At 65.4% G+C, this 25,099-nt stretch carries 26 protein-coding genes and 1 pseudogene; 12 read left to right on the top strand and 15 right to left on the bottom strand.

Going from position 1 to position 25,099, the window contains the following annotated elements; translation table 11 throughout:
- Positions 1 to 84 precede the first annotated feature (84 nt).
- Positions 85 to 363: a helix-turn-helix domain-containing protein gene (locus LB533_RS03105; protein WP_140816530.1), complete on the top strand. Its 279-nt coding sequence runs from the start codon at positions 85 to 87 to the stop codon at positions 361 to 363.
- Between the two features lie 67 nt (positions 364 to 430).
- Positions 431 to 2,164 (top strand): SulP family inorganic anion transporter, encoded by a 1,734-nt coding sequence (locus LB533_RS03100; protein WP_224676609.1) that lies wholly within the window; start codon positions 431 to 433, stop codon positions 2,162 to 2,164.
- A 40-nt stretch (positions 2,165 to 2,204) separates the two neighbouring features.
- Here LB533_RS03100 and LB533_RS03095 read toward each other — a convergent pair whose 3' ends face one another.
- The 3 genes from LB533_RS03095 to LB533_RS03085 are packed head-to-tail and all read right to left on the bottom strand — an operon-like array spanning position 2,205 to position 4,265.
- The gene (locus tag LB533_RS03095) at positions 2,205 to 2,804 is read right to left on the bottom strand and encodes a DNA-3-methyladenine glycosylase (protein WP_224676757.1); all 600 of its coding nucleotides are present in this window, start codon (positions 2,802 to 2,804) and stop codon (positions 2,205 to 2,207) included.
- 52 nt (positions 2,805 to 2,856) lie between these two features.
- Positions 2,857 to 3,795 carry a CHAD domain-containing protein gene (locus LB533_RS03090; RefSeq protein WP_224676608.1) on the bottom strand — a complete coding sequence of 313 codons (939 nt, stop codon included), beginning with the start codon at positions 3,793 to 3,795 and terminating at the stop codon, positions 2,857 to 2,859.
- Complete coding sequence (locus tag LB533_RS03085) at positions 3,792 to 4,265, bottom strand: CYTH domain-containing protein (protein WP_140491763.1); 474 nt, start codon at positions 4,263 to 4,265, stop codon at positions 3,792 to 3,794. Before LB533_RS03085 ends, LB533_RS03090 begins: the two co-directional genes overlap by 4 nt.
- A 92-nt stretch (positions 4,266 to 4,357) precedes the next feature.
- Between LB533_RS03085 and LB533_RS03080 the strand changes: the two genes are divergently transcribed.
- The 5 genes from LB533_RS03080 to LB533_RS03060 all read left to right on the top strand — a co-directional run bounded on the left by LB533_RS03080 (position 4,358) and on the right by LB533_RS03060 (position 8,611).
- Complete coding sequence (locus tag LB533_RS03080; protein WP_224676607.1) at positions 4,358 to 5,047, top strand: CerR family C-terminal domain-containing protein; 690 nt, start codon at positions 4,358 to 4,360, stop codon at positions 5,045 to 5,047.
- Entirely contained in the window at positions 5,044 to 5,997 is a 954-nt protein-coding gene (locus tag LB533_RS03075; RefSeq protein WP_224676606.1) for an HlyD family secretion protein, read from the top strand. The genes LB533_RS03080 and LB533_RS03075 overlap by 4 nt, the downstream gene beginning before the upstream one ends.
- The gene (locus LB533_RS03070; RefSeq protein ID WP_224676605.1) at positions 5,994 to 6,914 is read left to right on the top strand and encodes an ABC transporter ATP-binding protein; all 921 of its coding nucleotides are present in this window, start codon (positions 5,994 to 5,996) and stop codon (positions 6,912 to 6,914) included. The genes LB533_RS03075 and LB533_RS03070 overlap by 4 nt, the downstream gene beginning before the upstream one ends.
- Complete coding sequence (locus LB533_RS03065; RefSeq protein ID WP_224676604.1) at positions 6,911 to 8,047, top strand: ABC transporter permease; 1,137 nt, start codon at positions 6,911 to 6,913, stop codon at positions 8,045 to 8,047. The genes LB533_RS03070 and LB533_RS03065 overlap by 4 nt, the downstream gene beginning before the upstream one ends.
- Positions 8,048 to 8,305: 258 nt before the next feature.
- Positions 8,306 to 8,611 carry a DUF1236 domain-containing protein gene (locus LB533_RS03060; RefSeq protein ID WP_140491773.1) on the top strand — a complete coding sequence of 102 codons (306 nt, stop codon included), beginning with the start codon at positions 8,306 to 8,308 and terminating at the stop codon, positions 8,609 to 8,611.
- A 94-nt stretch (positions 8,612 to 8,705) separates the two neighbouring features.
- Here LB533_RS03060 and LB533_RS03055 read toward each other — a convergent pair whose 3' ends face one another.
- Positions 8,706 to 9,686, bottom strand: coding sequence for a threonine/serine dehydratase (locus LB533_RS03055; protein WP_140649524.1), 981 nt, complete (start codon positions 9,684 to 9,686; stop codon positions 8,706 to 8,708).
- Between the two features lie 146 nt (positions 9,687 to 9,832).
- Entirely contained in the window at positions 9,833 to 10,156 is a 324-nt protein-coding gene (locus LB533_RS03050; RefSeq protein ID WP_140639441.1) for a hypothetical protein, read from the bottom strand.
- A 181-nt stretch (positions 10,157 to 10,337) separates the two neighbouring features.
- Between LB533_RS03050 and mbfA the strand changes: the two genes are divergently transcribed.
- On the top strand, positions 10,338 to 11,321 hold the full coding sequence (gene mbfA / locus LB533_RS03045) for an iron exporter MbfA (RefSeq protein ID WP_140639442.1): 984 nt from the start codon (positions 10,338 to 10,340) through the stop codon (positions 11,319 to 11,321).
- A 40-nt stretch (positions 11,322 to 11,361) separates the two neighbouring features.
- On the opposite strand, the gene LB533_RS03040 is transcribed toward mbfA, so the two are convergent.
- The gene (locus tag LB533_RS03040; protein ID WP_224676603.1) at positions 11,362 to 11,706 is read right to left on the bottom strand and encodes an antibiotic biosynthesis monooxygenase family protein; all 345 of its coding nucleotides are present in this window, start codon (positions 11,704 to 11,706) and stop codon (positions 11,362 to 11,364) included.
- Positions 11,703 to 12,034, bottom strand: a pseudogene (locus tag LB533_RS03035) (NIPSNAP family protein). Before LB533_RS03035 ends, LB533_RS03040 begins: the two are co-directional and overlap by 4 nt.
- A 160-nt stretch (positions 12,035 to 12,194) precedes the next feature.
- Between LB533_RS03035 and LB533_RS03030 the strand changes: the two are divergent.
- On the top strand, positions 12,195 to 12,869 hold the full coding sequence (locus LB533_RS03030; protein WP_224676602.1) for an ArsR/SmtB family transcription factor: 675 nt from the start codon (positions 12,195 to 12,197) through the stop codon (positions 12,867 to 12,869).
- Between the two features lie 78 nt (positions 12,870 to 12,947).
- Here LB533_RS03030 and ligD read toward each other — a convergent pair whose 3' ends face one another.
- The 3 genes from ligD to LB533_RS03015 all read right to left on the bottom strand — a co-directional run bounded on the left by ligD (position 12,948) and on the right by LB533_RS03015 (position 16,964).
- Positions 12,948 to 15,458, bottom strand: coding sequence for a DNA ligase D (gene ligD / locus LB533_RS03025; protein WP_224676601.1), 2,511 nt, complete (start codon positions 15,456 to 15,458; stop codon positions 12,948 to 12,950).
- Positions 15,459 to 15,470: 12 nt separating this feature from the next.
- Positions 15,471 to 16,349, bottom strand: a complete 879-nt coding sequence (locus LB533_RS03020; RefSeq protein WP_140639447.1) for a Ku protein — start codon at positions 16,347 to 16,349, stop codon at positions 15,471 to 15,473.
- A 108-nt stretch (positions 16,350 to 16,457) separates the two neighbouring features.
- Entirely contained in the window at positions 16,458 to 16,964 is a 507-nt protein-coding gene (locus tag LB533_RS03015; RefSeq protein ID WP_140639448.1) for a ferritin-like domain-containing protein, read from the bottom strand.
- Between the two features lie 400 nt (positions 16,965 to 17,364).
- Between LB533_RS03015 and LB533_RS03010 the strand changes: the two genes are divergently transcribed.
- A complete protein-coding gene (locus tag LB533_RS03010; RefSeq protein ID WP_013892047.1) occupies positions 17,365 to 17,505 on the top strand; it encodes a hypothetical protein in 141 nt (46 codons plus the stop codon).
- 312 nt (positions 17,506 to 17,817) lie between these two features.
- On the opposite strand, the gene LB533_RS03005 is transcribed toward LB533_RS03010, so the two are convergent.
- The 3 genes from LB533_RS03005 to LB533_RS02995 all read right to left on the bottom strand — a co-directional run bounded on the left by LB533_RS03005 (position 17,818) and on the right by LB533_RS02995 (position 21,345).
- Entirely contained in the window at positions 17,818 to 18,201 is a 384-nt protein-coding gene (locus LB533_RS03005; protein ID WP_140639449.1) for a DUF1850 domain-containing protein, read from the bottom strand.
- Positions 18,198 to 20,318: a TRAP transporter permease gene (locus LB533_RS03000; protein ID WP_224676600.1), complete on the bottom strand. Its 2,121-nt coding sequence runs from the start codon at positions 20,316 to 20,318 to the stop codon at positions 18,198 to 18,200. The genes LB533_RS03005 and LB533_RS03000 overlap by 4 nt, the downstream gene beginning before the upstream one ends.
- A 67-nt stretch (positions 20,319 to 20,385) precedes the next feature.
- Positions 20,386 to 21,345, bottom strand: coding sequence for a TAXI family TRAP transporter solute-binding subunit (locus LB533_RS02995; protein WP_224676599.1), 960 nt, complete (start codon positions 21,343 to 21,345; stop codon positions 20,386 to 20,388).
- Positions 21,346 to 21,607: 262 nt separating this feature from the next.
- Between LB533_RS02995 and LB533_RS02990 the strand changes: the two genes are divergently transcribed.
- Positions 21,608 to 21,976 (top strand): YciI family protein, encoded by a 369-nt coding sequence (locus LB533_RS02990; RefSeq protein ID WP_140554494.1) that lies wholly within the window; start codon positions 21,608 to 21,610, stop codon positions 21,974 to 21,976.
- Positions 21,977 to 21,983: 7 nt separating this feature from the next.
- Positions 21,984 to 23,228 carry an RNA polymerase sigma factor gene (locus LB533_RS02985; RefSeq protein ID WP_224676598.1) on the top strand — a complete coding sequence of 415 codons (1,245 nt, stop codon included), beginning with the start codon at positions 21,984 to 21,986 and terminating at the stop codon, positions 23,226 to 23,228.
- Positions 23,229 to 23,262: 34 nt separating this feature from the next.
- On the opposite strand, the gene LB533_RS02980 is transcribed toward LB533_RS02985, so the two are convergent.
- Together LB533_RS02980 and cysK are read right to left on the bottom strand one after the other, a co-directional pair.
- On the bottom strand, positions 23,263 to 23,889 hold the full coding sequence (locus LB533_RS02980; RefSeq protein WP_224676597.1) for a glutathione S-transferase family protein: 627 nt from the start codon (positions 23,887 to 23,889) through the stop codon (positions 23,263 to 23,265).
- A 199-nt stretch (positions 23,890 to 24,088) separates the two neighbouring features.
- The gene (gene cysK / locus LB533_RS02975) at positions 24,089 to 25,069 is read right to left on the bottom strand and encodes a cysteine synthase A (protein ID WP_224676596.1); all 981 of its coding nucleotides are present in this window, start codon (positions 25,067 to 25,069) and stop codon (positions 24,089 to 24,091) included.
- Positions 25,070 to 25,099 lie beyond the last annotated feature (30 nt).

The following is a 25,099-nucleotide window of genomic DNA, read 5'->3' as shown; positions in this document are numbered from 1 at the left end:
GTCAAGCGTGCATCCTAATGCTTGAAACATCATTATGATCGTATTATACATCATATCCGCAGACTCAGACGGGGATCCCGGCCGATGATCACTGCCGCGCAGATGCGCGCCGCGAGGGCGCTGGCCGGCATCGATCAGAAGGCGCTCGCCGAGCGCGCCGGCGTTTCGCTTCCCACCATCCAGCGCATGGAAGCGAGTGACGGCGTGGTCAGGGGCGTGGTCGATACGCTGATGAAGGTCATCCAGGCCCTCGACGAGGCCGGGGTGGAGCTGATCGGCGAGAATCAACCCAGTGAGCGCGGCGGCCGGGGCGTGCGCCTCAAGCCTGCCGTGCCGCCCAATCCGAAAGCTGAGCCGGCATAAGTCGCGACGGCGACCGCCGACAGTCCTGCCGACGATCCCGCCGCCTTTCAGGTGCGGAAGGCAGTCCATGGACGAGATCGGGCAGACACTCCACGAAACCGCGCGCAAACCGGCCCATGGGCCGGCAAAGCCGACTTTTTCCGAACTGTTCACACCGAAACTGGTGACGGTCTGGCGCGAAGGCTACAGGCTCGAACATCTCAGGGCCGATGCGATTGCCGGGCTGACCGTCGCCATCGTCGCCTTGCCGCTGTCGATGGCAATCGCCATCGCATCAGGGGTGACGCCGGAGCGCGGGCTCTATACATCCATCATCGGCGGCTTCATCATTTCGGCGTTCGGCGGCAGCCGTTTCCAGATCGGCGGCCCCGCGGGCGCCTTCATCGTGCTGGTGGCGGCGACGGTCGCGCGGGTCGGCGTGGACGGGCTGTTGCTGGCGACGATGATGGCCGGCATCTTCCTCATCGCCATCGGGTATCTGCGGCTCGGCACCTACATAAAGTTCATTCCCTATCCGGTGACGGTCGGCTTTACCGCCGGTATCGCCGTCATCATCTTCTCGGGCCAGATCGTCGAATTGTTCGGGCTGAAGCTCGCCGGCAAGGAGCCAGGTCCGCTGGTGCCGAAGTTGACGGCGATCGGCGAGGCGGCCGGCACGATCAATCTCGCGGCGACCGTCGTGGCGGTGCTGACAATCGCAACCATCGCTTTCCTGAAGCGCTGGCGACCGAAATGGCCGGCGATGTTGATCGCCATCGGGCTGGCGTCGCTCGCGGTGGCGCTGTTTGCGCTGCCGGCCGAGACGATCGGCACGCGCTTTGGCGGCATCCCGCGCAGCCTGCAATGGCCGGCGCTTCCCCCTGTCAGCCTCGACAGGATGATCGACGTGCTGCCGGACGCCATCGCCTTCGCGTTGCTGGGCGCCATCGAATCCTTGCTCTCGGCCGTCGTAGCCGACGGCATGACCGGCCGCCGGCACCGCTCCAACTGCGAACTGGTGGCGCAAGGCTTCGCCAACATCGCCTCGGCCCTGTTCGGCGGCATCTGCACCACCGGCACCATTGCCCGTACCGCCACCAATGTGCGGGCCGGCGCGCACGGGCCGGTTTCGGGCATGATCCACTCCATGATCCTGCTCGTCCTGATGCTGGTGGCAGCGCCGCTCGCCAGCTACATTCCGCTCTCCGCCCTCGCCGGCGTGCTGGCGGTGGTGTGCTGGAACATGTTCGAGAAGCAGGCCTTCGCCACGCTACTGCGCGCCTCGCGCGGCGATGCCCTGGTGCTGATGGCCACCTTCCTGATCGTGGTCTTCCGCGACTTGACCGAAGGCATCGTCGTCGGCTTCGCGCTGGGTTCGATCCTGTTCATCGACCGCATGGCGAAATCCATCGCCGTCGAGGCCGACCAGACGCTGGTGCCGGAGGACGTCGCCGACCGCGAGAGCGTCTATGATTCCAGGGACGCGACCGATGCCGACACCATCGTCTACCGCATCTCCGGCGCATTCTTCTTCGGCGCCGCTTCGACCGTCGGCGCGGTGCTCGACCGCATCGCCGACCAGCGCAAGAACTTCATCCTCGACTGCTCGGCGGTGCCGTTCTTCGATTCGACCGCGGCCAATGTCATCGAGGGTGCGGCGCACAAGGCCAGGCGCGCCGGCGTGCGCTTTGTCATATCGGGCGCTTCGCCGCAGACCAGGCGCACGCTGATCAACCACGGCCTCAAGCGCCCGCTGGTGACCTACGCCGCCTCGATCCAGGCCGCGCGGGCGCAGTTGGAAGGGAAGAGGGCAGCGCAGTAGGTTGCATTCTGCTTGCTTCCAACGCGCCGGGAAGCGCCTCTCATGGGTTGAGCGACCGCGAACCGCTGACGAAGGGACTTCCCCGGATATAAAATCGCAGCAGGCGGTCGGCATCTTTCGAAATGCCGATCCGAACGCCCTGCCCGATTTCGCCGGGGTCGCGGCCATCGCTTGCGAGCCATAGAGGGCCTTCCCGGCAAAGATCGAGCCCGTCGAGCGAACGGTCGATCCGCAACGCCATGGCGAGCCTTCCCGGTCCTCGCGCCAGGTCACGCAGGCGCTCGATGCCGCGATTGAGCTGCATGATCGGAATGCCGTCGAGCGGCTCGAGTGCCCTGATCAGGACGCCGGTTCCGATTCCGGGCACTTCGCTCGAGACGTTCAGCATGTATGAGATGCCGTAGGCGAGATAGACATAGGCATGCCCGCGCTCGAGGAACAGCGAGCGGTTGCGCGGCGTCATTCCCCGGTAGCCGTGGCCGGCAGCATCGCCGGCGACATACGCCTCGGTCTCGACGATGCGGCCGCTGGCAATGCCTTCGGGCAATTCCCGCACCACGATCTTGCCGATGAGATAGCGCGCGAGAACGGCCGTATCGTGCGGCAGTTCCGAACGGGCGAGCGGGCTGCGGACGACCATCCTCATGGCGGCTGGTTTTAGATCCGCCCGGCCCATGTCGCAAAGGCTCTCGTCACCTCGCCGCCAATTCCTCCGCAGGCGGAGCGCCGGCAAGATCGTCGCGCGCCTTGCGGGCCAGCTTCTTCGTTGAGCGCCTGGGACTGTCGCCGAACAGTTCGGCCGCCTCGGCAAGGCAGGATTTCCTCAGGCTCTTTTCGGAATGCTTCAGGAGTTTGCCAAGGAGTTTCGTATCGCCGGGCGGCCCAAGCGGCTCGCCGCCGGCATCCAGCATCGCGCGCATGACGAAGACGTCGTGCAGTTCGCCGAGTTGCTCTGCGAGCTTGTCGACCGCTTTGCGACGAGCCTTGATTGGCGTTGGCCACAGGCGGCCGAGCAGCGACAGATGCATGCTGTGGGTCTTGGCCGCCTTGCGCAGATCATGGAAATCCTCGGCCTCGCCGCTCGAGCCCGCCTTGTCCAGCGCTTTGCGTGCGCGCCGCAATATGGTGCGGGCGCCTTCGGCCAGAATGTCGGCGGCCTGCTCCGGCTGGTCCGGCAAGGACAGCCCGTCGACCCGTTCGAGGCCCTCCTGGCAGGCGGCGATGGCAGCTTTTATGGCCGCATCGAGACCGGCGCCGGCGTGAAGCGCGTGCTGGCGCATCACCAGGCGATCGCGGGCGGGGCCGAGGCCGTCACCGGCGCTTTGCCCCGGAAAGGCATCGGCCAGACGGTCGATCGTCTCGATCAAGGCGGTCGCCTCGCGCGGTCCGGCGAGCAATGCCGAGACCTGCCTGTAACACTCATTTTCCGTGCGGCAGAATGTTTCGTCACCGGAACGAACCAGACGCAACAAGGCGCGCACGCTCTTCAGCCGTTTGCGGCATTTGTGCAGTCCCTGTTCCGGCGTGTCACGCGCCATGTCGAGATGAGTAAGCGCCTTGCCGATTTCCTCGGCCAGGATACGCCTGACTTCGCCGGTCAGGGGCAGGCGCGGATCGATGCGAAAGCTCATGCGGCGATCTCCGGAATCCCCCCGAGGGCGAGCGACGCGTTATAGAATTTCTGTTCGCCAGTCACTTCGCGGCCGAGCCAGTCTGGCAGCATTTCGTCCGGAACATCGTCCGGTGTCTCGAGTTCGGCCATCACAAGCCCCGCCAGCGCGCCGCCAAAGACATCGACTTCATAGAGATAGCCGCCATGCCTAACATGATGACGTGTCTTCTCGATGACACGCCCGATGGCGAAGCCGAGCATCTCCACGGCGTCGGCCAGCGGAATGGGATATTCGAATTCGTCGCGCTCGCGCGCCGTGCTGCCGAATTTGAGCGTCAGCCTGGCCGAGGCGCCGTTGCTGATGCGCACGCGCACCGTGCGTCCCGGCGCGGCGGCGAGATAGAACTGGAGAATGCGGATGTCCGCCTCGACCAGATCCCGCCATGCCGTGCCGGAGACCAGGAACTTGCGCTCGACTTCCTTGCCCATGGCCGCGCACTAAAGCCCGCGCGAGCCGGCATGGCAAGCCATGTCCGGGACGGGATTTGACTTTAATCAATCGATTGATTAAAGTATCCCACATGATCAAGCCGCCCGAAGCCCGAACTCCCCGCCGCGAGCCGCCCGCCGCGGAGATGACGCGTGAAGCCCTGGTCCGCGCGGCGCTCAAGCTGTTCGGAAGACAAGGCTTCGACGGCACCTCCACGCGCGAGATCGCGGCGGAGGCCAAGGCCAATATCGGTTCCATCGCCTACCACTTCGGCAGCAAGGAGGGGCTGCGCCTCGCCGCCGCCGACCATATCGTGGACACCATACAAGCGGTCGCCGGCCAGGCACTCGGCGAGGCGCGGGCGCCGGCAACCCCGAACCCCGAGACGGCGCGGGCACAGCTGTTCGCGGCGCTGGAGCGGATGGTGGCGTTCGTCGTGGCGCAGCCGCAAGCCGGTGAGATCGTGCAGTTCGTGCTGCGCGAGCTCTCGCATCCGACCGCGGCGCTCGACCGCATCTATGACGGCGTCTTCGAGCCGACGCATCGGCGCCTGTGCCTACTCTGGGAACAGGCGACCGGCGAGGCGGCCGAGAGCGAGGCGACCCGGCTCACCGTGTTCACGCTGATCGGACAGGTCCTCTATTTCCGCATCGGCCGCGAGGCGGTCATGCGCCGCATGGGCTGGCGCGAGATCGGCGCCGCCGAGGCCGCCAAGGTGGCGGCCGTCACATCGGACAACCTCGGCGCCATACTGGCCGCCCGGAAGGGATCGAGACGATGAGCTTTCTTTGTTCGCTGCCGCTTGCCGCTCAGCTCCTCGGCGCCTGCGCACCGGCTTCGCCGCTGGCCGTCGGCTATGTCGAAGGCGACTATGTGCTGCTGGCGCCGATCGAGGTGGCGCAGGTCGAGACCGTCGCCGTCAAGCGCGGCGATCGCGTCACATCGGGCACCACGATCGTGACGCTGGAAAACGCCGACGCGAAAATCGCGGTCGCACAGGCCACGGCAAGTCTCGCCCAGGCGCAGGCGCAGCTTGCCGATCTGCAGGTGGGCAAGCGGCCGGAAGAAATCGCCGCCCTCAAGGCCCAGGTCGACATGGCCAAGGCGCAGGCTGACGATGCCAGACGCAAATACGACCGCGCCGCCGACCTTTTCAAGCGCGGCACCGGCACGCAGGCCGACTACGACACCGCCTCGGCCACGCTGGAGACGGCCAATGCGCAGGTCGGACAGGCGCAGGCCAATCTCGCCGCCGGCGGCCTGCCGGCGCGTCCCGAGACGATCAAGGCCGCCGAAAGTCAGGTCAAGCAGGCGCAGGCCGCGCTCGACCAAGCGGCGTGGCGGCTGTCCAAGCGCACCCTGGCCGCCCCTTCTCCGGGCCGCGTCAACGACGTCATCCGCAATCCGGGCGATACGGCAGGGCCGACTGCGCCCGTCATCTCCGTGCTGCCCGACGGCGCGGTGAAGCTCAGCGTCTATATACCGGAAGCCGCCTTCTCCTCGGTCAAGGTCGGCACCTTGCTTCGCGTCCATTGCGACGGCTGCGGCCCGGATGTGAAGGCGCGCGTCAGCTATGTCTCGCCCGATCCGGAATTCACCCCGCCGGTGATCTATTCGCTGGAGAACCGGCAGAAGCTGGTCTACCTCGTCGAGGCGCGGCCGGAGGGCAGCGCCGGCGCCTTGCAGCCGGGCCAGATCGTCGACGTCGAGCTGGCGGTTTCAGGGAAATGAACGTCATCGACGTGCACGGCCTGGTCAAGCGCTTCGGCGACAAGACCGTCGTCGACCATGTCACGATGACGGTGGCGGAAGGCGAGATCGTCGGCTTCCTCGGCCCCAACGGCTCGGGCAAGACCACCACCATCCGCATCATGTGCGGCCTGCTGACCCCGGACGAGGGCGAAGGCACGGTGCTGGGTTTCGACATCCTCACCGACAGCCTGCGCATCAAGCGCGAGGTCGGCTACATGACGCAGAAATTCTCGTTCTACGAGGATCTGACGATCGGCGAGAACCTCGAATTCGTGGCGCGGCTCTACCGGCTGAGGCCGGTCGAGGCGCATGTCGCCAGGACCCTGGAGGAACTCGGCCTGACGACACGCCGCAACCAGCTCGCCGGTACGCTGTCGGGTGGCTGGAAGCAGCGGCTGGCGCTGGCCGCTTGCATCATGCACAAGCCCAAGCTGCTTCTGCTCGACGAGCCGACGGCCGGCGTCGACCCCAAGGCGCGGCGCGAGTTCTGGGACGAGATCCACCGGCTGGCCAACGGCGGGCTGACCGTGCTGGTCTCCACGCACTATATGGACGAGGCCGAGCGCTGCCACCGCATCAGCTATATCTCCTACGGCAAGATGCTGGCGACGGGCACCGTCGCCGAGGTAGTCAGGAATGCCGGCTTGACCACTTTCGTCCTGCAGGGCCCGCGCCTCGACCAGGTGGCGCAAGCGCTTGAGGGTCGGCCGGGCGTTGACCAGGTGGCGCCGTTCGGCGCGACGCTGCATGTCGTGGGAGCCGACAGGAAGAAGCTGGAGGCGGCGCTGGCCGATGTCGAGCAGGAACACAAGGGCGTGACGGTGGCGCCGGGCGAAACCAGCCTCGAGGACGTCTTCATCCAGTTCATGTCCGGCTCGAAGGACAACATGGCATGAACGCGGTCTTCTCCTTCGCCCGGCTCGGCGCGCTGCTGATCAAGGAGTTCATACAGATGCGCCGCGACCGCATCACCTTCGCCATGATGCTGGGCGTGCCGCTGATCCAGCTGGTGCTGTTCGGCTACGCCATCAACAACGATCCGAAGAGCCTGCCGGCGGCACTCGTGGCGACGAGCAGCGATCCCTATACGCGCGCCATGGTCTCGGCGCTGCAGACGACCGGCTACTACCGTTTCGACCATGGGGCGCAAAGTGCCGAGGAGGCCGAATTCCTGATGGCGCGCGGCGACGTCGCCTTCGTCGTCACCATTCCGGCCGATTTCGCGCGGCGGGTGGAGCGCGGCGACAATCCGCAGATCCTGATCGAGGCCGACGCCACCGACCCGGCGGTGGCCAGCGGCGCCATCTCGACGCTCAGCACCGTCGCCGGCCAGGCGCTGCTCAGAGCGCAAGGCATGCAGGAGGCCGCCGCCGAGGCCGCCCGGGGCCAGCTCGATGTGGTCGTGCACCGGCGCTACAATCCGGAGGGCATCTCGCAATACAACATCGTCCCCGGCCTGCTCGGCGTCATCCTGCAGATGACGATGGTGATGATGACCTCGATCGCGCTGACGCGCGAGACAGAGCGCGGCACGATGGAGAACCTGCTCGCCATGCCGTCGAGCCCACTCGAGATCATGCTGGGCAAGGTGCTGCCCTATCTGGCGGTCGGCGCGGTTCAGGTCGTGGTGGTGCTGGCGGCGTCGAAGCTTCTGTTCGCCATCCCCTTCACGGGATCGATGACGCTGCTCTTGTCGGCGGTGCTGGTGTTCGTGCTGTCCCTGGTGCTGCTCGGCTACACGATCTCGACCGTCGCGCGCACGCAGATGCAGGCGTTGCAGCTCACCTTCTTCTTCTTCCTGCCGTCGATCATGCTTTCAGGTTTCATGTTTCCCTATCGCGGCATGCCGGGCTGGGCGCAGATCTTTGGCGAGATCTTTCCCCTCACGCATTTCCTGCGCATTACCCGTGCCGTCATGCTGAAGGGCGCGCAGCTGCCGGCGGTGGCCGTGGAGATCGGCTGGCTGGTGGTGTTCGTGGCGCTGTTTGCCGGCGTCGCCCTTGTCCGCTTCCGCCGCACGCTGGACTGAAAACAGCCCTTGGGGCGGTCCAGGGTTCCATCGAACCCTGGACCCTCCCGTTGGAACCATGCTTCTGCCCCGGCGTTGTCGATCAGCCTCGCCGCTGCCACTTGCGGGCCAAGACGGCCCCCTCAGTGCAAGCGAAGCCTTTGGCATCTCGAAGTCCGGCCGGATCATCCGGCGGCATGCGGAATGCCATCAAAACAACGAGATAGAGCACAGACTTGCAAGTGTATCGCGCTCTATCGACCAGCAATGGAGGCAATGATGAGACTGTATCTTTCCGCCACCGCGGCCGGGCTTCTGCTTGCGGCCGGCATCGGTGCCGCCGCCGCTCAGGACGTGATCATCGAGCCGCAGCAGGAGACCGTTATCCGCGAATATGTGCACAAGAAGCCGATCGCCTCGGTCGACCTGCTGGGCGTCCAGCTGGCCATCGGCTCGACCTTGCCGGACACTGTGGAGCTGCATGCGATCGATGTTCCTGATGTGCAGTACCGCTATGTCGTCGTCAACGGTCAAACCGTCCTCGTCGATCCCGGAACCCGTCGCATCGTGAAGGTCATCGACTGACGGCACTGGGGCAATTCCAGGAAAAGTGCGCAGCGGTTTCCATCCGGAATTGCGAAACAACAAAGACTGCCCGCCCTGCCATGCGGGGCGGGCGTCAGGCGGCAGCAGCCATGATCTTGGCATAGGCGTCGAAATCGACATTGCCGCCAGAGAGCACCACGGCCACGCATTTGCCGGCCAAGTCGATCCTGCCCGACGAGAGCGCCGCCAGCCCGACGCAGCCGCCGGGCTCCACGACCAGCTTGAGATGGGCCATGGCGTCGCGCATGGCCTGCTTCGTCGCCTCCTCCGAGACGGCAATGCCGCCGGCCAGCGTCCTGCGATTGATCTCGAAGGTGAGCGCGCCCGGCTCGGCGACGAGAAGCGCGTCGCAGATCGAGGTGTGGCCGGGCTCGTTCGCTACCCTGGCGCCCTTGGCCAGCGACCGGCTGGTGTCGTCGAAAAATTCCGGCTCTGCCGCCCAGACGGCGGTGGCGGGCGAACCGTCCTTGACCGCGATCGAAATCCCGCTGCTCAGCCCGCCGCCGCCACAGGGAACGATGACGGCGTCGAGGCTCACGCCAAGCGCCTTGGCCTGACGCAGCAATTCGAGGCCGATCGTGCCCTGGCCGGCGATGATGGCGGGATCGTCATAGGGCGGCACCAGGACCATGCCCTTCTCCACGTAAGGCCGAACCACGGCCACGCGGTCTTCGCGGACGCGATCGAAGGCGACCACTTCGGCGCCCATCTTGCGGACATTGCCGATCTTCATGGCCGGCGCATCCGACGGCATGGCGATGACCGCCCTGACGCCGAACATGGCGGCGGAAGCGGCAACGCCTTGCGCATGATTGCCCGAGGAAAAGGCGACCACGCCGCGGCCGCGCTCCTCGGCCGATAGCGAGGACAGCTTGTTGTAGGCGCCGCGGAACTTGAACGAGCCGGTGCGCTGCAGCGTCTCCGGCTTGAACAGGATGCGGCCGCCGAAGCGGCTGTTGAGCTCGGGCGATTCGATCAGTGGCGTCTCCACGATAAGGCCGGAGAGCCGGGCGGCGGCGGCGTGGATATCGGCGATGCCGGGAGGCGTGGTCATGGCGGATCCTGTAGATGTGGTCCGGCCATGGTGCACGCAAAGGGCCGCGCGAGGCCAACAAAAAAATGTAACCGTCACAAGGTTTGGAGTCACGACGGCCGGCAGTGCTGGCCGTCACCTGCCTGCCGGTCCGTCCAGTTCAACCCTCACCCCAACAACGTCCGCTTCCGTTTGTTGCCGCCGGCCTTGCGCCAGGCATTGAAGCGGTGGGTGGCGGCGGCGAAGGAAATCTTCATCTGCTGGGAGACCGAATAGCGAGACTTGCCTTCGTCGAACATGCGGTAGCAGCACTCGACGCCTTCCTCGGTCAGCTTGCCGTCGGGGGTCTTGTTGTGAGGGTTGGCGGGGTCGAACTTCTCGACCTGCTGCTCGACCAGGCCTTTCAGGCGCTGCAGGTCGGCCTCGATGCTGGCGATGAGATCGAGCACGGGTTTCGGGTCGAAATGGTGTGCGTGGGGCTTTGCTGTCATCGGCGGAGGCCTCCTCGGTTCCTGGCTCAAGTCCGGGTATATAAGTGAACATTTGCCGATAATGAAGGGCCGGCGCCGAATGGGCTGCTTCAACAAATCTTGACTGCCGCCCAGACGCACGATTGACCGATGCGGCAGCAAACCTTAGTTTAGAACAATTCTAAACTAGGGTGATTTCCTCATGCTTTCCCGTGTTTTCGGCTTCGGCCGCCGTCCCTTCGAATCGCTCTCCGAACAGGAGATCCTGGCATTGGCCATTTCGTCCGAGGAAGATGACGGGCGCATCTACCGCGCCTATGCCGACGGGCTGGCCGAGAGCTTTCCGCAATCGGCGAAAGTGTTCGAGGAGATGGCTGAGGAAGAGGATGGCCATCGCGACTCGCTGATCGAACTTCATCGCAAGCGCTTCGGCGAGCGCATTCCGCTGATCCGGCGCGAACATGTGAAGGGCTATTACGAGCGAAAGCCCGACTGGCTGGTCAGACCGCTTGGCATCGAGCATGTGCGCAGCCAGGCCGAGGCGATGGAGCGGCAGGCTTACCTGTTCTACGTGGAGGCGGCCAAGCGTACCACCGACGCCTCGACACGAAAACTGCTCAACGATCTGGCGGTGGCGGAGCAGGGGCACGAGACGCTGGCGCAGCGCCTGGAGCAGAAGCATGTGCCGGGCGACGTGAAGGACGAGGAAGCGGCGGCCGAGCAGCGCCAGTTCATCCTGACCTATGTTCAGCCGGGACTGGCTGGCTTGATGGACGGATCGGTGTCGACGCTGGCGCCGATTTTCGCCGCAGCGTTTGCCACGCATGATACATCGCAGACCTTTCTTGTCGGGCTTGCCGCCTCGATCGGCGCCGGCATATCGATGGGCTTCACCGAAGTCGCTTCCGATGATGGCAAGCTCTCGGGCCGCGGCTCGCCGGTAAAGCGCGGCATCACCACCGGTGTCATGACAGCGGCCGGTGGCCTTGGCCACGCATTGCCCTACCTGATCCCGCATTTCTGGACGGCGACAGCGGTTGCCGCCGTGGTGGTGTTCTTCGAACTCTGGGCCATCGCTTTCGTCCAGAACCGCTACATGCAGACACCCTTCCTGCGCGCCGCCTTCCAGGTGGTGCTCGGCGGTGCGCTGGTGTTCGCGGCAGGCGTGCTGATCGGCAACGCATAACGCCCTCCCTTCTCCTCCTCCTGTGGAGAAGGGAAAGGTGTTACCCGTTCACGGCCCGGCTATCGACCGGCGCCTGTTGCCTTTCACTCAACCCATAATCACGCACGACGTGCGCGATGCGCAGGCGGTAGCCGGCAAAGATGCCGCCGCGCCCGGCCTGCTGCGCCTGCCGGTGTTCTTGCGTGTTGCGCCAGGCCTTCACCGCTTCCTCGTCGCGCCAGAACGACAGGGACAGGATGCGGTCCGGATTGGCGAGGCTCTGGAAGCGCTCGACCGAGATGAAGCCGTCGATGCTTTCAAGCAGCGGCCGCAACTCGGCGGCGATGCCCAGATAGGCATCGCGCCTGCCCGCGGCCGGCTCGACCTCGAAGATGACGGCGATCACGGCAACACCAGCTTCGCGTGCGGGCCGGACGCCAGTTTCAGGAACATGCGGTCCTCCTTGAGGATGAATTTTTCACGGCGGGCGAATTCGTAGTTTGCCTTGCCGGCCGGGTCGGCGGCAAGCCGGGCCCTATAGGCTTCGTAGGCGGCCAGGCTTTCTATGTTGTAGGCGGCATAGGCGGTCGTGGCCGAGCCTTCATGCGGCGCGTAGTAGCCGATCAGGTCGGCGCCGCAGCGCGGAATGGCTGGCCCCAGTTACGGGCATATTCCTCGAACGCGGCCTTGCCGAACGGATCGATCTCGTAGCGGATGAAGCAGGTAATGGTCATTTCGGTCTCCTGAGTTGGCGCACAGATAATTCGATCTCTGTCGAAACGTCGCCTACGCCGTTGTGCTAAGCGGTTTCCTGTCAGGAGCATCGTCAGCGCTCCTTGAGCTGAGCGAAGGATAGTGATTATCTGGCGAGAATGCTTCGATAGGGATGAAACTATGCGTGAAGGACCCGATATTGCCCGCATCGCCAGCCTGGTCGGCGACCCGGCCCGCGCCAACATGCTCAACGCACTGATGGGCGGCACGGCGCTGACCGCGAGCGAACTGGCGCTCGAGGCCGGCGTATCGATGCCGACCGCCTCCTCGCATCTGTCGAAACTGATGGAAGGCGGGCTGCTGACCGTGGCAAGCCAGGGCCGGCATCGCTATTACGGACTCGCCGGGCCGCAGGTGGCTGAAATGATCGAAGCCATCGCCGGCGTCGCCGAAGCCATCGGCCCCAAGCGCGTGCGGCCGGGCCCGCGCGACGGAGCGATGCGCGTGGCGCGCGTCTGCTACGATCATCTTGCCGGCGAGCAGGCGGTGGCGATGCTCGACCGTCTCATCGACCGGCGGCTGCTGCTGCGAGACCGCGGCGAAATCCGGTTGGCGCCTTCGGCCGCCTCGCATTTCGCGGCGATGGGCATCGATGTGGAGGCAAAGGCCCGGCGGCCGGTGTGTCGCGCCTGCCTCGACTGGAGCGTACGGCGCTCGCATCTCGCCGGCACGCTGGGCGCCGCCATCCTCGACAAGATCCTCACCGAGAAATGGGCGCGCCGGGAGAAGGACAGCCGCGCCGTGATTTTTTCGCCGCCCGGCAAACAGGCGTTCGAGAAAGTGTTTTTGGCTTGAGGCGTCGACGCTGTCGCCAGCATCGATTTGCCGGCGGGACAGGCACGAAGGATCGCTGCGCTTCAGATGCGGCCAGAATTACCCCCGCTTCAACGCCTTCCCCTTCTTGAAGAAATCCTTCCAGGGATCGGCTTCCGCGAGCTGCTTCAGCGTCGTCTTGTCGCCGATGGGGAATGCGTTCGGCGGCAGGCCGGCCTCGATCTCGTCCCAGGTCACCGGCATCGACACCGTGGCACCCTTCTTGGCCCGCGACGAGTAGGGCGCGACCGTGGTCGCGCCGCTGCCATTGCGCAGATAGTCGACGAATATCTTGCCGGTGCGCGCCTTCTTCGACAGCGTCGCGGTGTAGCGGTCGGGCGCGCCCTGTTCCAGCGCGCGCGCGAAATCGTGGGCGAAGCCTTTCACCTCCTCCCAATTGGCCGACGGCTTCAGCGGCACCACGACATGAAAGCCCTTGCCGCCCGATGTCTTGACGAAATTGGGCAGCGACAGCTCGTCGAGCTTGCCCCTTATGTCGAGCGCCGCCGCCCGCACCGCCTTCACGTCGACCCCTTCATCGGGATCGAGATCGAAGACGATCTGGTCGGGACGTTCGAGCTCGTCGATGGTGCAACCCCAGATGTGGATCTCGACCACGCCGAGCTGGACAAGAGCTGCGATGCCGTCGAAGTCACGGATGAACAGGATTTCCTCGCCATCCGTGGGATCCCTCGTCTTCTCGATCTTGTCATGCATGCCGGGCGAGGCATGCTTCTGGAAGAAGCGCTGGCCGCCGACACCATCAGGGGCCCTGACCAAGCTGAGCGGGCGGTTGACCACGAATTGTTTCATGCGCGGCCACACCAGCGCGTAATGGTCCAGCAGCCCCTGCTTGGATATCTTTTCGTCGGGCCACAGGAGCTTGTCCGGATGGGACAGCTTCACCGTGGTGGTTGCCCTTGCCGGCGTTGCGCCGCCTGACGCCGGCTTGGCCCGGGCCGTGCTCTTGCCTGTCGGTGTCTTCGGCTTTTCCTGCACGACTTCCTCCGCCGGCTTGTCTTCGCGCAGCCCCTGGAACGAGGCGTGGCGTACTATACGGTCGGAGGTCCAACTGCGGAACTCCACTTCGCCGACAAGCTCCGGCTTCACCCAGACCAGGCCCTTGCCCCTCGGCACGGCCTTGTCGAAGGGCGACGACTTCGTTTGCAGAGCATCGAGCTTCTTCTTCAGGGCATTGGCGCCGCCGGTCGAGAAGCCGGTGCCGACCCGGCCGGCATAGTGTAGCTTGCCGGCCTCGAAATAGCCGAGCAGCAGCGAACGCAGCCCGCGCCCGGTCTTGTCGGACGGCAGGTAGCCGGCGATGACGAACTCCTGTCGCAGCGTGCATTTCGACTTCACCCAGGACGGCCCGCGACCGCTGCGGTAGACCGCGTCGGCGCGCTTGGAGACGACGCCTTCCAGTCCCATGCGACAGGCATGCTCGAGCATCACCTTGCCGGGCTCGGCGAAATGGTCGCTGAAGCGGACCGCCGACTCCTCCGGCTGGCCGGCCAGCAATTCCTGCAAGGCCTGCTTGCGCTCGACCAGCGGCTCGCGGCGCAGGTCCCGCCCATTCAGCCGCATCAAGTCGAAGACGTAGTAGATGAAGCGGTCCGTGCGCTTCGCCGACAGGTCCGCCTGCAAAAGCGCGAAGGAAGAGACGCCGCTGTCGGCCAGCACCACGATCTCGCCGTCGATGATGGCGTTGGTGCATTTCAATCCGGCGAGTTCGGCGACGATCGCGTCGCCGAACTTCTTCGTCCAGTCGAGGCCGGTGCGGGTGAGCAGCCGCACGTCCGTGCCGGCGATCTGCGCCTGCATGCGATAGCCGTCGAACTTGACCTCGTGCAGCCAGTCCTCGCCCGGCGGCGCTTCCCGCTCGAGCGTGGCCAGTTGCGGCTCGATGAAGTCGAGGCGCTTTGCGTGTCCGGCCGTCGCCTTGGTGGCCGCAGGCTTGTTGGAATGCCAGACTTTCGCCTTTTCCCCTTTCGCGGCCTTGCCCGCCCCGACCTCCTCGATCGTCAGGCCCGACTTCACCGATTTCGGCGCTTCCTCCAGGATATCCTCGCCCGGCCGCGCCGCGCCATCGTCCGATTTGATCAGCAGCCAGTTGTCGCGCTTCTCGCCGGGGCGCGGTCTCAGCCGCACCAGGTGCCAGCGGCCGTGCAGCTTGTGGCCGTTAAGCTCGAAATTGAGATGGCCCTTCTTCATCGCCTTGGCCGGATCGCCCTCGGGCACCCATGTGCCCTCGTCCCAGACGATGACAGAGCCGGCGCCGTATTCGCCCTTGGGAATGGTGCCCTCGAACGGCGCATAATCGATCGGATGGTCCTCGACATGCACGGCCAGCCGTTTCTCGTGCGGATCGAGGCTCGGGCCGCGCGTTACCGCCCAGCTCCACAGCACGCCGGCATGTTCGAGGCGCAGGTCGTAATGCAGCCGGGTCGCGGCGTGCTTGTGGATGACGAAGATGCCGCCGGCGTCGCTCTTCTTGCCGCGGGCGACCTTGCCTGGGGGTTCGGCGGTTTTCCTGAAATCGCGCTTGGCATGATATTGTTCGAGGCTAGCCATCGCTTCGTGTCCTCACGCCGATTTGCGCTTGGGCGCGGCTTCTTTCGGCTTGCCGCGCTTGGCCGCCGGCTTGGCTTTCGCCGAGGCCTTGCCGCGACGTTCGCCCGATCCGCCATCCGACGAAAGGCTCTTCTTCAGCGCATCGAAGAGATTGACGACATTGGACGGCTTGGGCGCCGCCTTGGCCTTCGGCGCCTTGCGGCCCGCCTTCTTGGCGCGGATCAGTTCGAGCAGCGCATCCTCGTATTTGTCCTCGAATTTCGAGGGATCGAACTTCGCTTTCTTCTTGTCGATGATGAGCTCGGCCAGATCGGTCATCTCCTGATCCGTCTTCACCGCTCCGATGTCGTCGAAGACGGTGTCCGGCTGGCGTACCGTGTTGTCGTAGCGCAAGGTCGTCAGCACCATGCCCTTGCCAAGCGGTTCGATGACCACGGGACGTTCGCGCCGATAGAGCACGATGCGCGCCAGACCCGCCATCTTCTTGCCGGCCATCGCGTCGCGGATGACGGCGAAAGCGTCCTGCGAGACCTTGTCGGCCGGCGCGACGTAATAGGGCGTATCGAGATAGATCTGTTCGATGGAGGATTTGTCGACGAAGCCGTCGAGGTTCATCGTGTGCGAGGACTCGATCTGGATGGCCTCGATCTCGTCCTCTTCGATGTGGATGAAATTGCCATCGTCGTCCTCGTAGCCCTTGATCTCGTCGCCATCCTCAAGCGGCTTGCCGGTTTCGGCGTCGACATAGATCCGCTTCACCGTGTTGCCGGTCTCGCGGTTGAGGATGCGAAAAGAGACCTTCTCGGCATGGGTGACGACATTGGTCAGTTCGATGGCGCAGGTGACCAGCGAAAGCTTCAGATAGCCTCTCCAGGCGGGACGCGGCGCCATGATGATTTCCTGTAGAGAAAGATCAGGCTGGAACGGGCGACGACCCCAACGGTTCCAATCAGGTCTGCCAAGGCCGGCGCGATTGCCGCCGGCCCCGGCTTTCAGCCCCTATTCGGCGGCCTGCAGGTTGATCTTGCTTTCCGCTATTTCGGTCAGCTTGCGATCCGTCGCCTGCTCTTCCTTGAGGTTCTTGGCCAGCACGTTGGCGCAGTCGCTGCGGCCAAGCTGCTTGGCCCAGGCGATCAAGGTGCCATAGCGGGTCATCTCATAGTGCTCGACCGCTTGCGCCGAGGCGATCAGCGCCGCGTCCAGCACCTCCTTGTCGTCGACGTCGCCGCTGACGTCGTCGGCTTCCTCGAGGATGCCGTCTATGGCAGGGCAGTTGACCTCCTTGGCCTTGACGCCGTGCAGTTCGAACACCTGCTCGACGCGCTCGACATGGCCCTTGGTCTGCTCGAGATGTTTCTCGAAGCCGGCCTTCAGCTGCGGATCCGTCGCCTTGTCGATCATCTTCGGCAATGCCTTCTCGATCTGCTTTTCGGCATAATAGATGTCGCGCAGCGTGTGCACGAAGAGATCGTCCAGGGTTTTGATGTCCTTCGAAAAGAAGCCCATGATTGCGGCCCTTCCTTTGCTCTTGCGGTTGCGGGTTAGCGTGGGGCCGCAGGTCGGCGGCCCCATGGGCCGGCCATGCCGGCACGAAGAATCAACGTCTCGTTCCGGGCGGGGTTCCGGACTTGCGGCGGCGAGCAAGGAAATTCTCCCGCCAGGGCGAAAGCTGAAACGCAATCGCACCCAGGCGACATTCAAACGAAACATATGTGATGCAAAAGTCACACACGACGAAATGGCGACAAAAGGCGTGGAAAGACCCCGAATCAGCCGCATTCCGGCCATGAAGCGACGGGTTTTCGACCAGAAATTAACATCGCGTTCACCGACTATTCACGCCTCGACGCTATGATTTCCGCAATTCGGAAGGGACACCCGAAAGTCGGGACAGGGACCAAGTAAAATGAACTTCCTCACGCACCTCATCGGCTATGCCGCAGCCATCCGCGAATTCGTCGCGCCGACCTATCGGCCCGAGCGCTACTACATGCGCGGGCCAGGTCCGGCCTGCGCTCGTCGCGGCACCTCGCTGGGCGCGCACTGACCATGACTTTCGAGAGCCGACACAACAGCCGCATCTGCAGGCCGGACGCCGAGTCGCGCGCCACCACCTATCGCGCCGAGCGCCCGGCCTTCGCCGATCGGCGGCGCGCGACATCGTCGCGGCTTTGAGACCGCCTTCGCCGGCTTAATGTCTCAGGACACGAGCCGCCGAGGCCCGCGTGAGCGACCTTCTCCAGTCCAGTCGGGCCCCAGTCCAGTCGGCCAGTCCAAGCCGTCCTTCTGAATACCCTTCGATGTAAGCCATCCGCTGACCGTCTTCGACAGCGTTTGCTCCAGCCGGGATGATCGTGCGCTACCGCGGCAGGCCCGCGCCGTCCGGCGCACACGGCTCCAGCACAATCGTCCCGCCGGCCACCTTGCCGAGTTCTCGGCAACCCTGATCTGTGCACAATGTCCAACCATCACCTGTCGCGCCGGAGGCGGCGAGCGCGAGGTTTCGCTGCGGCCCGACCTTCGGAGCATAGGCCCACCAGCCGTCTCGCAGCACCGCGCCCTCCGGTGGTTCCATGCCGGCGCCCGAGCCCTTTATGCGCGCCTCGGTGACTTGCAGGCCGGAAGGCGTTACCTTCCAGTGCTCCTCCCAGCGCGTGCGCTCCACCGAATGCGTCCAGGACAGGGTGAAGGCGGCGGCCGCCAGCGTCACCGTCTTGCCCGCGGCAAGGATACACAGGCTCATGCCTTGGCCATCACCCGCCGCGCGCGCCAGAAATGCCAGCCGATCCAGGCGAACGACAGTGCCCAGCCCGTCTCGTCGGTGAGCGGGATCGCCGCGACCAGCAGCACGCCGGCACAGAAGGCGAGGAGCCGTTCCCACCACGCCATGCGCCTGGCAAGGAAGCCGACCGCGGCGGCACCCCACAGCACGATGCCCATGCACGCCTTGACGACGATGTAGGCGACCTCGACGGGGTAGCCGAACTGGGCGGCGATCGGGCCGGGATCCTGCAGCATGAGCGCCGGTGTATAGACCGCCATGAACGGCACGACGAAGCCGGCAATGGCAAGCTTGGTCGCCTGGATGCCGATCTTGAGGCCGCTCTCCCTGGCCATTGGTGCGGCAGCGAAGGCGGCCAGCGCCACGGGCGGCGTCAGGTCGGCCATGATGCCGAAATAGAAGACGAACATGTGGCTGACCACCAGCGGTACGCCGAGCGACAACAGCGCCGGCCCGGCCAGCGACGAGGTGATGATGTAATTGGGGATGGTCGGAATGCCCATGCCGAGCACCAGGCAGGTGAGCATGGTCAGCACCAGCGACAGGAACAGATTGTCCTCGCCGATGGAAATGATCCAGCCGATGAAAGTGGAGGCGATGCCGGTCAGCGTCAGCGTGCCGATGACGATGCCGACGATAGCGCAGGCGATGCCGACCGGCAGCGCGTTCTTGGCCCCTTCGGCGAGTGAATCCACGCAGATCCGCAGCGTTTCGCGCCCGCCCTTGAAGGCGAAGCAGGCGACGACGAGCGCGGCGATGACGAGGCCCAGAATGTTGACGCCGAAGCGCATGAACGAGGCGGCAGCGAGCCCGAGCGCCAGCCAGAAGACGACGCGGAAGGCGAGCGGGCCGATCAGGGCCGCCAGCGGCGTGCCGAGGATGAGCACGATGGTCAGCGCCAGGCCCATCGTGCCCGCGAAGATCGGTGTGTAGCCGGCAAACAGGAGATAGATGAGGGCCGCCAGCGGCAGCACCAGCGGCCAGTGCTGGCGCACGGCATCCCAGGGATTGGGCAGTTCGGCCTTGGCCATGCCGTGCAGGCCGGCCTTGCCGGCTTCCAGATGCACCTGCCAGAAACAGGCGCCGAAATAGAGCAGCGCCGGGATGATCGCCGCCTTGACCACTTCGGCATAGGGGATGTTCAGCGTCTCGGCCATGATGAACGCGACCGCGCCCATCACCGGCGGCATGATCTGGCCGCCCATCGAGGAGGTCGCCTCGACGGCGCCGGCGAAGGCCGACCGGAAGCCGAAGCGCTTCATCAGCGGGATGGTGAACTGGCCGCTCGCCACCACATTGGCGACGCCGGAGCCGGAGATGGTGCCCATCAGCGCCGAGGACAGGACGCAGACCTGCGCCGGCCCGCCCCGCCACGAGCCGACCAGGCCAAGCGCGAAATCGTTGAACAGCGCGATCATGCCGGCGCGCTCGAGGAAGGCGGCGAAGACCACGAAGATGAAGATGTAGGCGGCCGAGACATAGATCGGCGTGCCGTAAATGCCTTCGGTGCCGTAGGCGAAAGTGTCGACGAGCTGGGCGAAATCATAGCCGCGATGGATGAAGGGCGGCGGCAGATGATTGCCGACGAAGCAATAGGCGAGGAAGATGAAGGCGATGATCGCCAGCGGCAATCCCATCAGCCGCCGGGCCGCCTCGAAGACCAGCACCACCAGCACCGCGCCGACGACCAGGTCCGGCACGGTGAGGAAGCCGGAGCGGCGGATGAGGTCGGTGTAGAACACCCAGTTATAGAGGCCGGTGCCGAAGCCGAGCACGCCGAGCGCCCAGAACAGGGTTTTTGCCGGCACGCTTTTGGCGCGCAGATTGGCGATCAGCGCGAAGCCGAGCAGCAGCAGGAAGCCGACATGCATCGCCCGCACCACCTGGCTCGGAATGCTGCCATAGACCGCGACGTATATCTGGAACACCGAAAAGGCGACGGCGATGGCGAAGGCAGCCTTGCCGGCGATGCCGTCCCCAAAGCCCGGCGGCAAGCCTTCGACCTGCTCTTCGGCGACGGGGAGATGGAACGTCGCCGGTTTGCTGTCGGTTGTTGTTCCAGGCGTTGCTTCGCTCATCCGACACACTCCAGGATGAGCGAATGGCAGAGGGAGGCGGCTGGCGAAGACATGTCCGATTACCCCCCTATTTCAACAGCCCCTTCTCTTTGTAGTAGCGCTCCGCGCCCGGATGCAGCGGCACCGGCATGCCGTCGAGCGCCTTGGCAGGGTCGATCGCCTTGGCGGCGGCGTGGGCGGCGGCGAGCTGGTCCAGATGTTCGAACATCAGCTTGGTCATCTGATAGGCCGTCTCGTCGGAAACGTCGGCGCGGGTGATGAGGAAATTGCCGACGGCGGCGGTCGCGACGTCCTCGGCCTGGCCCTCATAGGTGCCCTTGGGGATGACCACCGACAGATAGGGCGCGCCGATCTTGGCGACGTCCTCGGCGGGCACGGCGACGACATTGATCGGCACCGAGGTGGCGAGGTCGCGGATCGAGGCGACGCCAAGGCCGGCCGACTGCAGCGTGGCGTCGAGCTGGCGGTTCTTGATCAGCTCGACCGATTCGGCGAAGGGCAGGTATTCGACCCGGCCGAGATCCTCGTATTTCAGCCCGGCGGCGGCAAAGATGGCACGCGCGTTGAGCTCGGTGCCCGACGCCGGCGCGCCGACCGACAGGCTCTTTCCCTTGAGGTCGGCCAGCGTCTTGATGCCGGATTCCTGGCTGGCGACGATCTGGATGTAGTTGGGGTAGATGGCGGCGATGCCGCGCAATTTGTCGAGCTTGCCGGGGAAGCCTGCCTCGGCATTGCCTTCGGCGGCCATCTTGACGGAATCGCCGAGCGCGAAGGCGATCTCGCCCTTGCCCTGCTGCAGCAGATTGAGGTTCTCGACCGAAGCCTTGGTGGCCTGCACCTGGGTGCGGGCGCCTGCGATGCCCTTGCCGTAGATTTCCGACAGCGCCACGCCGAGCGGGTAGTAGACGCCCGACGTGCCACCGGTCAGCACGTTGATGAATTCCTGTGCCCTGGCCGAGGCAATGCCGAGCCCGAGCGAAAGCGCCATTGCGCCGGCTGCAACGAACTTCGTTCTGAAATGGAACATCCGGTTTCCTCCCTGAAAATATTGGCAGCCGCACCACCTCCTCGATGCGAACCGGCCGAGTTTAGACGGCGGGCCGCAAATGCCAACCCGCAATTGCATTCATTAGACGAACGGTTGAATGGATGCGGAAACAGCTCCCGGCTTGCGCGGGACGCGAGCGTGGTCGAAAGATTTTTTCCGGCACCTGTCGAAATCGGCCCTTGCCGCGCGACATATGTCCGGCTCGCAAGGACGCGGCCTACGAAACCACGGGAGAAGACCCATGCGATACATGCTTTTGATCAACAACGACGAAGCCGCACTGGCGAACACGCCGATCGAGAAGGCCCAACAGATGAGCGCGGCCTATGGCGCCTATACCGAAGCGTTGAAGAAATCCGGCGCGTGGCTGGCCGGAGAAAGGCTGCGCCCGACCCAGGCAACCACCTCGGTGCGGATCACCGACGGCAAGACCAACGTGATCGACGGCCCCTATGCCGACACCAAGGAGCAGCTTGCCGGCTTCTACATGATCGAGGCGCCCGACATCGATACCGCCATCGAATGGGCGGCGCGCTGCCCGGCGGCCAGCACCGGCACGGTCGAGTTGCGGCCGATTTGGGAAATGGCCGAATACATGCCCAAGAAATGACGATGTGATGGACAGCAGCGCGCAGATTGCCCGGGCAGCCGCCGAGGCCGCGGCCCGGCAAAGCTACGGCAAGCTGGTCGCGTGGCTCGCGGCGCGCACGCGCGACGTGGCCGCCGCCGAGGACGCGCTGGCCGACGCCTTTGCCGCGGCGCTCGAACGCTGGCCGCGAACCGGCGTGCCCGAAAAGCCGGAAGCCTGGCTGCTTGCCGTGGCAAGGCGGCGGCGTGTCGACGCGGTGCGGCGGCGGCTCACCAGCGAAGCCGGCCGCGACCATCTCAAGCTGATTGCCGAGGAGGCGGAGGCGTGCATGACCGACCAGGACCTGCCCGATGAGCGGCTGCGGCTGATGTTCGCCTGCGCGCATCCGGCGATCGAACCTGGCGTGCGCGCGCCATTGATCCTGCAGGCCGTCCTTGGCTTCGACGCAGCGACGATCGCCTCCGCCTTCCTGGTCGCGCCGGCGACAATGGGCCAGCGCCTGGTGCGGGCCAAGGCCCGCATTCGCGAAGCCGGCATTCCGTTCCGCGTACCGGAGCGGGCCGAACTCGGCGAGCGCCTGGATACCGTGCTGGAGGCCATATACGCGACCTTCGCCGAGGGCTGGTCCGACCCGGCGGGCACCGAGACGCGGCGCCGGAACCTGGCCACCGAAGGAATCTGGCTCGGCAGGCTGGTGGCCTCGCTACTGCCGGACGAACCGGAGGCGCTGGGCCTGCTTGCGCTGATGCTGTTCGCCGAGGCGCGCCGCCCCGCGCGCCGCGATGTGTCCGGAGAGTATGTGCCGCTCGCCGAGCAGGATCATGCGCTGTGGGATCATGCGCTGATCGACGAGGCGGAAGCCCTGCTCGGCCGCGCCGCCACTCTGGACGCCATCGGCCGCTACCAGCTCGAAGCGGCCGTGCAGTCCGTCCACGCGGCGCGGCGGCTGAGCGGCCAGACCGACTGGGTGGCGATCCGCGAATTCTACGACGCCTTGCTTTCGATTGCACGATCGCCCGTGGTGGCGATCAACCGCGCGGTGGCGATCGCCGAAGCTGAGGGCGCCGTGGCGGGGCTGGCGGCGCTGTACGTGCTTGGCGACGACAAGCGGCTCAATGATTACCAGCCCTATTGGGCCGCGCGCGCCGGCCTTCTGGCCAGGCTCGGCCAGGTGCCGCAGGCGGTCGAAGCCTATGACCGGGCGATCGGCCTCGAAAGCGATCCGGCGGTACGCCGTTTCCTGCAGGTAAAACGCGCGACGCTCAGGCATTGAAATGCCTGAGCGCGGTGCTTTGGCGACGGCCCGTTCAGCCCGGCCACATTTCGTGCGATGCGTTGAGCGTCTTCATCAGCGGGTGCTCGCGAAGCTTGGCCCACAGGCGTTCGATGTCGGGCCAGGCGGTGCGTGCCTTGCCGCTGTCGGGATGCCAGGCCACCAGCATGGCCAGATAGATATCGGCCACCGACATCGCCTCGCCCGCCAGCCAGTCGCGGCCGCGCAAGGCGGCATCGACGACGGCAAAGCCGCGGTCCATCTCGGCCACCGCCGCCTGCTTGACGGCCTTGGCGCCGTCTGCGTCGGCCGTGTAGCGCGGCGCGTAGTAGAAACGCAGCACCGCCGGATAGAGGGCGGACGACATGAACGCCATCCAGCGCAGGAAGTCGGCGCGGGCCGGCGCATCGGCCGCCGGCGCCAGCCCGGCCCGCGGATGGCGTTCGGCGAGCAGGATGCAGATGGCCGCCGACTCGGTCAGCGAGCGGCCGTCCGGCAAGGTCAGCACCGGCACCTGGTTCAGGGGGCTGATGTCGAGGAAAGCGGGACCGGGCCGGTCGGATTTCGGTACGTCGATCTGCTCGAACGGCGCCTTGGCCAGCGCCAGGGCCGCCTCGACGACGAAGCCGCCGCTGCCGGGACGGGTGTAGAGCTTGTACATGAGGTCCTCCGCCGGCCCTGCGGGGCCGGGGGCGATATGAACCGGAAGCAGGGCGCTGCTCAAGCCCGCGGTATCCGCCACGGCTGGTTTTTCAGCGGGCCAGGCGAGGCGGAAATAGAACCTGTTGGCGTTGGCGGGACAGCGCGCGCTTCTGCCCGGCAGGGCAGAGGGTCGTGGCGGATCGCGAGTCCATGTTGGCCTAAGCGCCCAGCCCTTCGAACAGGATCGTCGACAAATAACGCTCGGCGAAGGAGGGGATGATCACCACGAGGTTCTTGTCCTTGTTCTCCGGCCGCGAGCCGACGACGATCGCCGCCTGCAGGGCGGCGCCCGAGGAGATGCCGACGGGCACGCCTTCCAGCCGGGCGACGAGGCGGGCATTGGCGACCGAATCCTCGTTCGAGACTTTGACGATCTCGTCATAGATGCTGGTGTCGAGGATTTTCGGCGCGAAGCCGGCGCCGATGCCCTGGATCTTGTGCGGGCCGGGCTGGCCCCCCGACAGCACCGGCGAGGTTTCCGGCTCGACCGCGACGACATGCAGCGAAGGCTTGCGCTTCTTCAGCACCTGGCCGACACCGGTGATGGTGCCGCCGGTGCCGATGCCGGAGACGACGATGTCGACCTCGCCCTGGGTGTCGTTCCAGATCTCCTCGGCCGTCGTCGTGCGATGGATCTCGGGATTGGCCGGGTTCTCGAACTGCTGCGGGATGATGGCGTTGGGGATGGTGGCCGCCAGTTCGTCGGCCTTGGCGATGGCGCCCTTCATGCCTTTCGGCCCTTCGGTCAGGACCAGTTCGGCGCCGAGCAGCGCCAGCATCTTGCGGCGCTCGACCGACATGGTTTCGGGCATGGTGAGGATCAGCTTGTAGCCCTTGGCGGCGGCGGCGAAGGCAAGCGCTATGCCGGTATTGCCCGAAGTCGGCTCGATCAGCGTCGTCTTGCCGGGAGCGATCTTGCCCGATGCCTCAAGCGCCTCGATCATCGCCACGCCGATACGGTCCTTGACCGAGGCGATGGGGTTGAAGAATTCAAGCTTGGCGATGAGATGGGCGACGATGCCCTTCTCCTTGGCGAATTTGTCAAGCCGCACCAGTGGCGTGTCGCCGATCGTATCGGTGATGGAATTGTAGATGCGGCCGCGGCCGGGAACACGAGCGGAGGCGACGGACTTGGTCATTGGTTTGGCTCCCAGAATGTCAGGCGAATG

The organism is Mesorhizobium sp. BR1-1-13 (genome assembly GCF_020165515.1).
Taxonomy (GTDB): Bacteria; Pseudomonadota; Alphaproteobacteria; order Rhizobiales; family Rhizobiaceae; genus Mesorhizobium.
Note: the sequence above shows the minus strand (reverse complement) of the source record. Positions and strands in the feature narration are given on the sequence as shown.

Coding starts and splice junctions, on each gene's coding strand:
- LB533_RS03000 (WP_224676600.1), bottom strand. CDS start 20,318: ATGAGCGAAGCAACGCCTGGAACAACAACCGACAGCAAACCGGCGACG.
- LB533_RS03030 (WP_224676602.1), top strand. CDS start 12,195: ATGCGTGAAGGACCCGATATTGCCCGCATCGCCAGCCTGGTCGGCGAC.
- LB533_RS03080 (WP_224676607.1), top strand. CDS start 4,358: ATGATCAAGCCGCCCGAAGCCCGAACTCCCCGCCGCGAGCCGCCCGCC.
- LB533_RS03100 (WP_224676609.1), top strand. CDS start 431: ATGGACGAGATCGGGCAGACACTCCACGAAACCGCGCGCAAACCGGCC.
- LB533_RS02990 (WP_140554494.1), top strand. CDS start 21,608: ATGCGATACATGCTTTTGATCAACAACGACGAAGCCGCACTGGCGAAC.
- LB533_RS03020 (WP_140639447.1), bottom strand. CDS start 16,349: ATGGCGCCGCGTCCCGCCTGGAGAGGCTATCTGAAGCTTTCGCTGGTC.
- LB533_RS03010 (WP_013892047.1), top strand. CDS start 17,365: ATGAACTTCCTCACGCACCTCATCGGCTATGCCGCAGCCATCCGCGAA.
- mbfA (WP_140639442.1), top strand. CDS start 10,338: ATGCTTTCCCGTGTTTTCGGCTTCGGCCGCCGTCCCTTCGAATCGCTC.
- cysK (WP_224676596.1), bottom strand. CDS start 25,069: ATGACCAAGTCCGTCGCCTCCGCTCGTGTTCCCGGCCGCGGCCGCATC.
- LB533_RS03005 (WP_140639449.1), bottom strand. CDS start 18,201: ATGAGCCTGTGTATCCTTGCCGCGGGCAAGACGGTGACGCTGGCGGCC.
- LB533_RS03075 (WP_224676606.1), top strand. CDS start 5,044: ATGAGCTTTCTTTGTTCGCTGCCGCTTGCCGCTCAGCTCCTCGGCGCC.
- LB533_RS03070 (WP_224676605.1), top strand. CDS start 5,994: ATGAACGTCATCGACGTGCACGGCCTGGTCAAGCGCTTCGGCGACAAG.
- LB533_RS03060 (WP_140491773.1), top strand. CDS start 8,306: ATGAGACTGTATCTTTCCGCCACCGCGGCCGGGCTTCTGCTTGCGGCC.
- LB533_RS03055 (WP_140649524.1), bottom strand. CDS start 9,686: ATGACCACGCCTCCCGGCATCGCCGATATCCACGCCGCCGCCGCCCGG.
- LB533_RS03015 (WP_140639448.1), bottom strand. CDS start 16,964: ATGGGCTTCTTTTCGAAGGACATCAAAACCCTGGACGATCTCTTCGTG.
- LB533_RS03085 (WP_140491763.1), bottom strand. CDS start 4,265: ATGGGCAAGGAAGTCGAGCGCAAGTTCCTGGTCTCCGGCACGGCATGG.
- LB533_RS02995 (WP_224676599.1), bottom strand. CDS start 21,345: ATGTTCCATTTCAGAACGAAGTTCGTTGCAGCCGGCGCAATGGCGCTT.
- LB533_RS03065 (WP_224676604.1), top strand. CDS start 6,911: ATGAACGCGGTCTTCTCCTTCGCCCGGCTCGGCGCGCTGCTGATCAAG.
- LB533_RS03050 (WP_140639441.1), bottom strand. CDS start 10,156: ATGACAGCAAAGCCCCACGCACACCATTTCGACCCGAAACCCGTGCTC.
- LB533_RS02985 (WP_224676598.1), top strand. CDS start 21,984: ATGGACAGCAGCGCGCAGATTGCCCGGGCAGCCGCCGAGGCCGCGGCC.
- LB533_RS02980 (WP_224676597.1), bottom strand. CDS start 23,889: ATGTACAAGCTCTACACCCGTCCCGGCAGCGGCGGCTTCGTCGTCGAG.
- LB533_RS03090 (WP_224676608.1), bottom strand. CDS start 3,795: ATGAGCTTTCGCATCGATCCGCGCCTGCCCCTGACCGGCGAAGTCAGG.
- LB533_RS03105 (WP_140816530.1), top strand. CDS start 85: ATGATCACTGCCGCGCAGATGCGCGCCGCGAGGGCGCTGGCCGGCATC.
- LB533_RS03095 (WP_224676757.1), bottom strand. CDS start 2,804: ATGGTCGTCCGCAGCCCGCTCGCCCGTTCGGAACTGCCGCACGATACG.
- ligD (WP_224676601.1), bottom strand. CDS start 15,458: ATGGCTAGCCTCGAACAATATCATGCCAAGCGCGATTTCAGGAAAACC.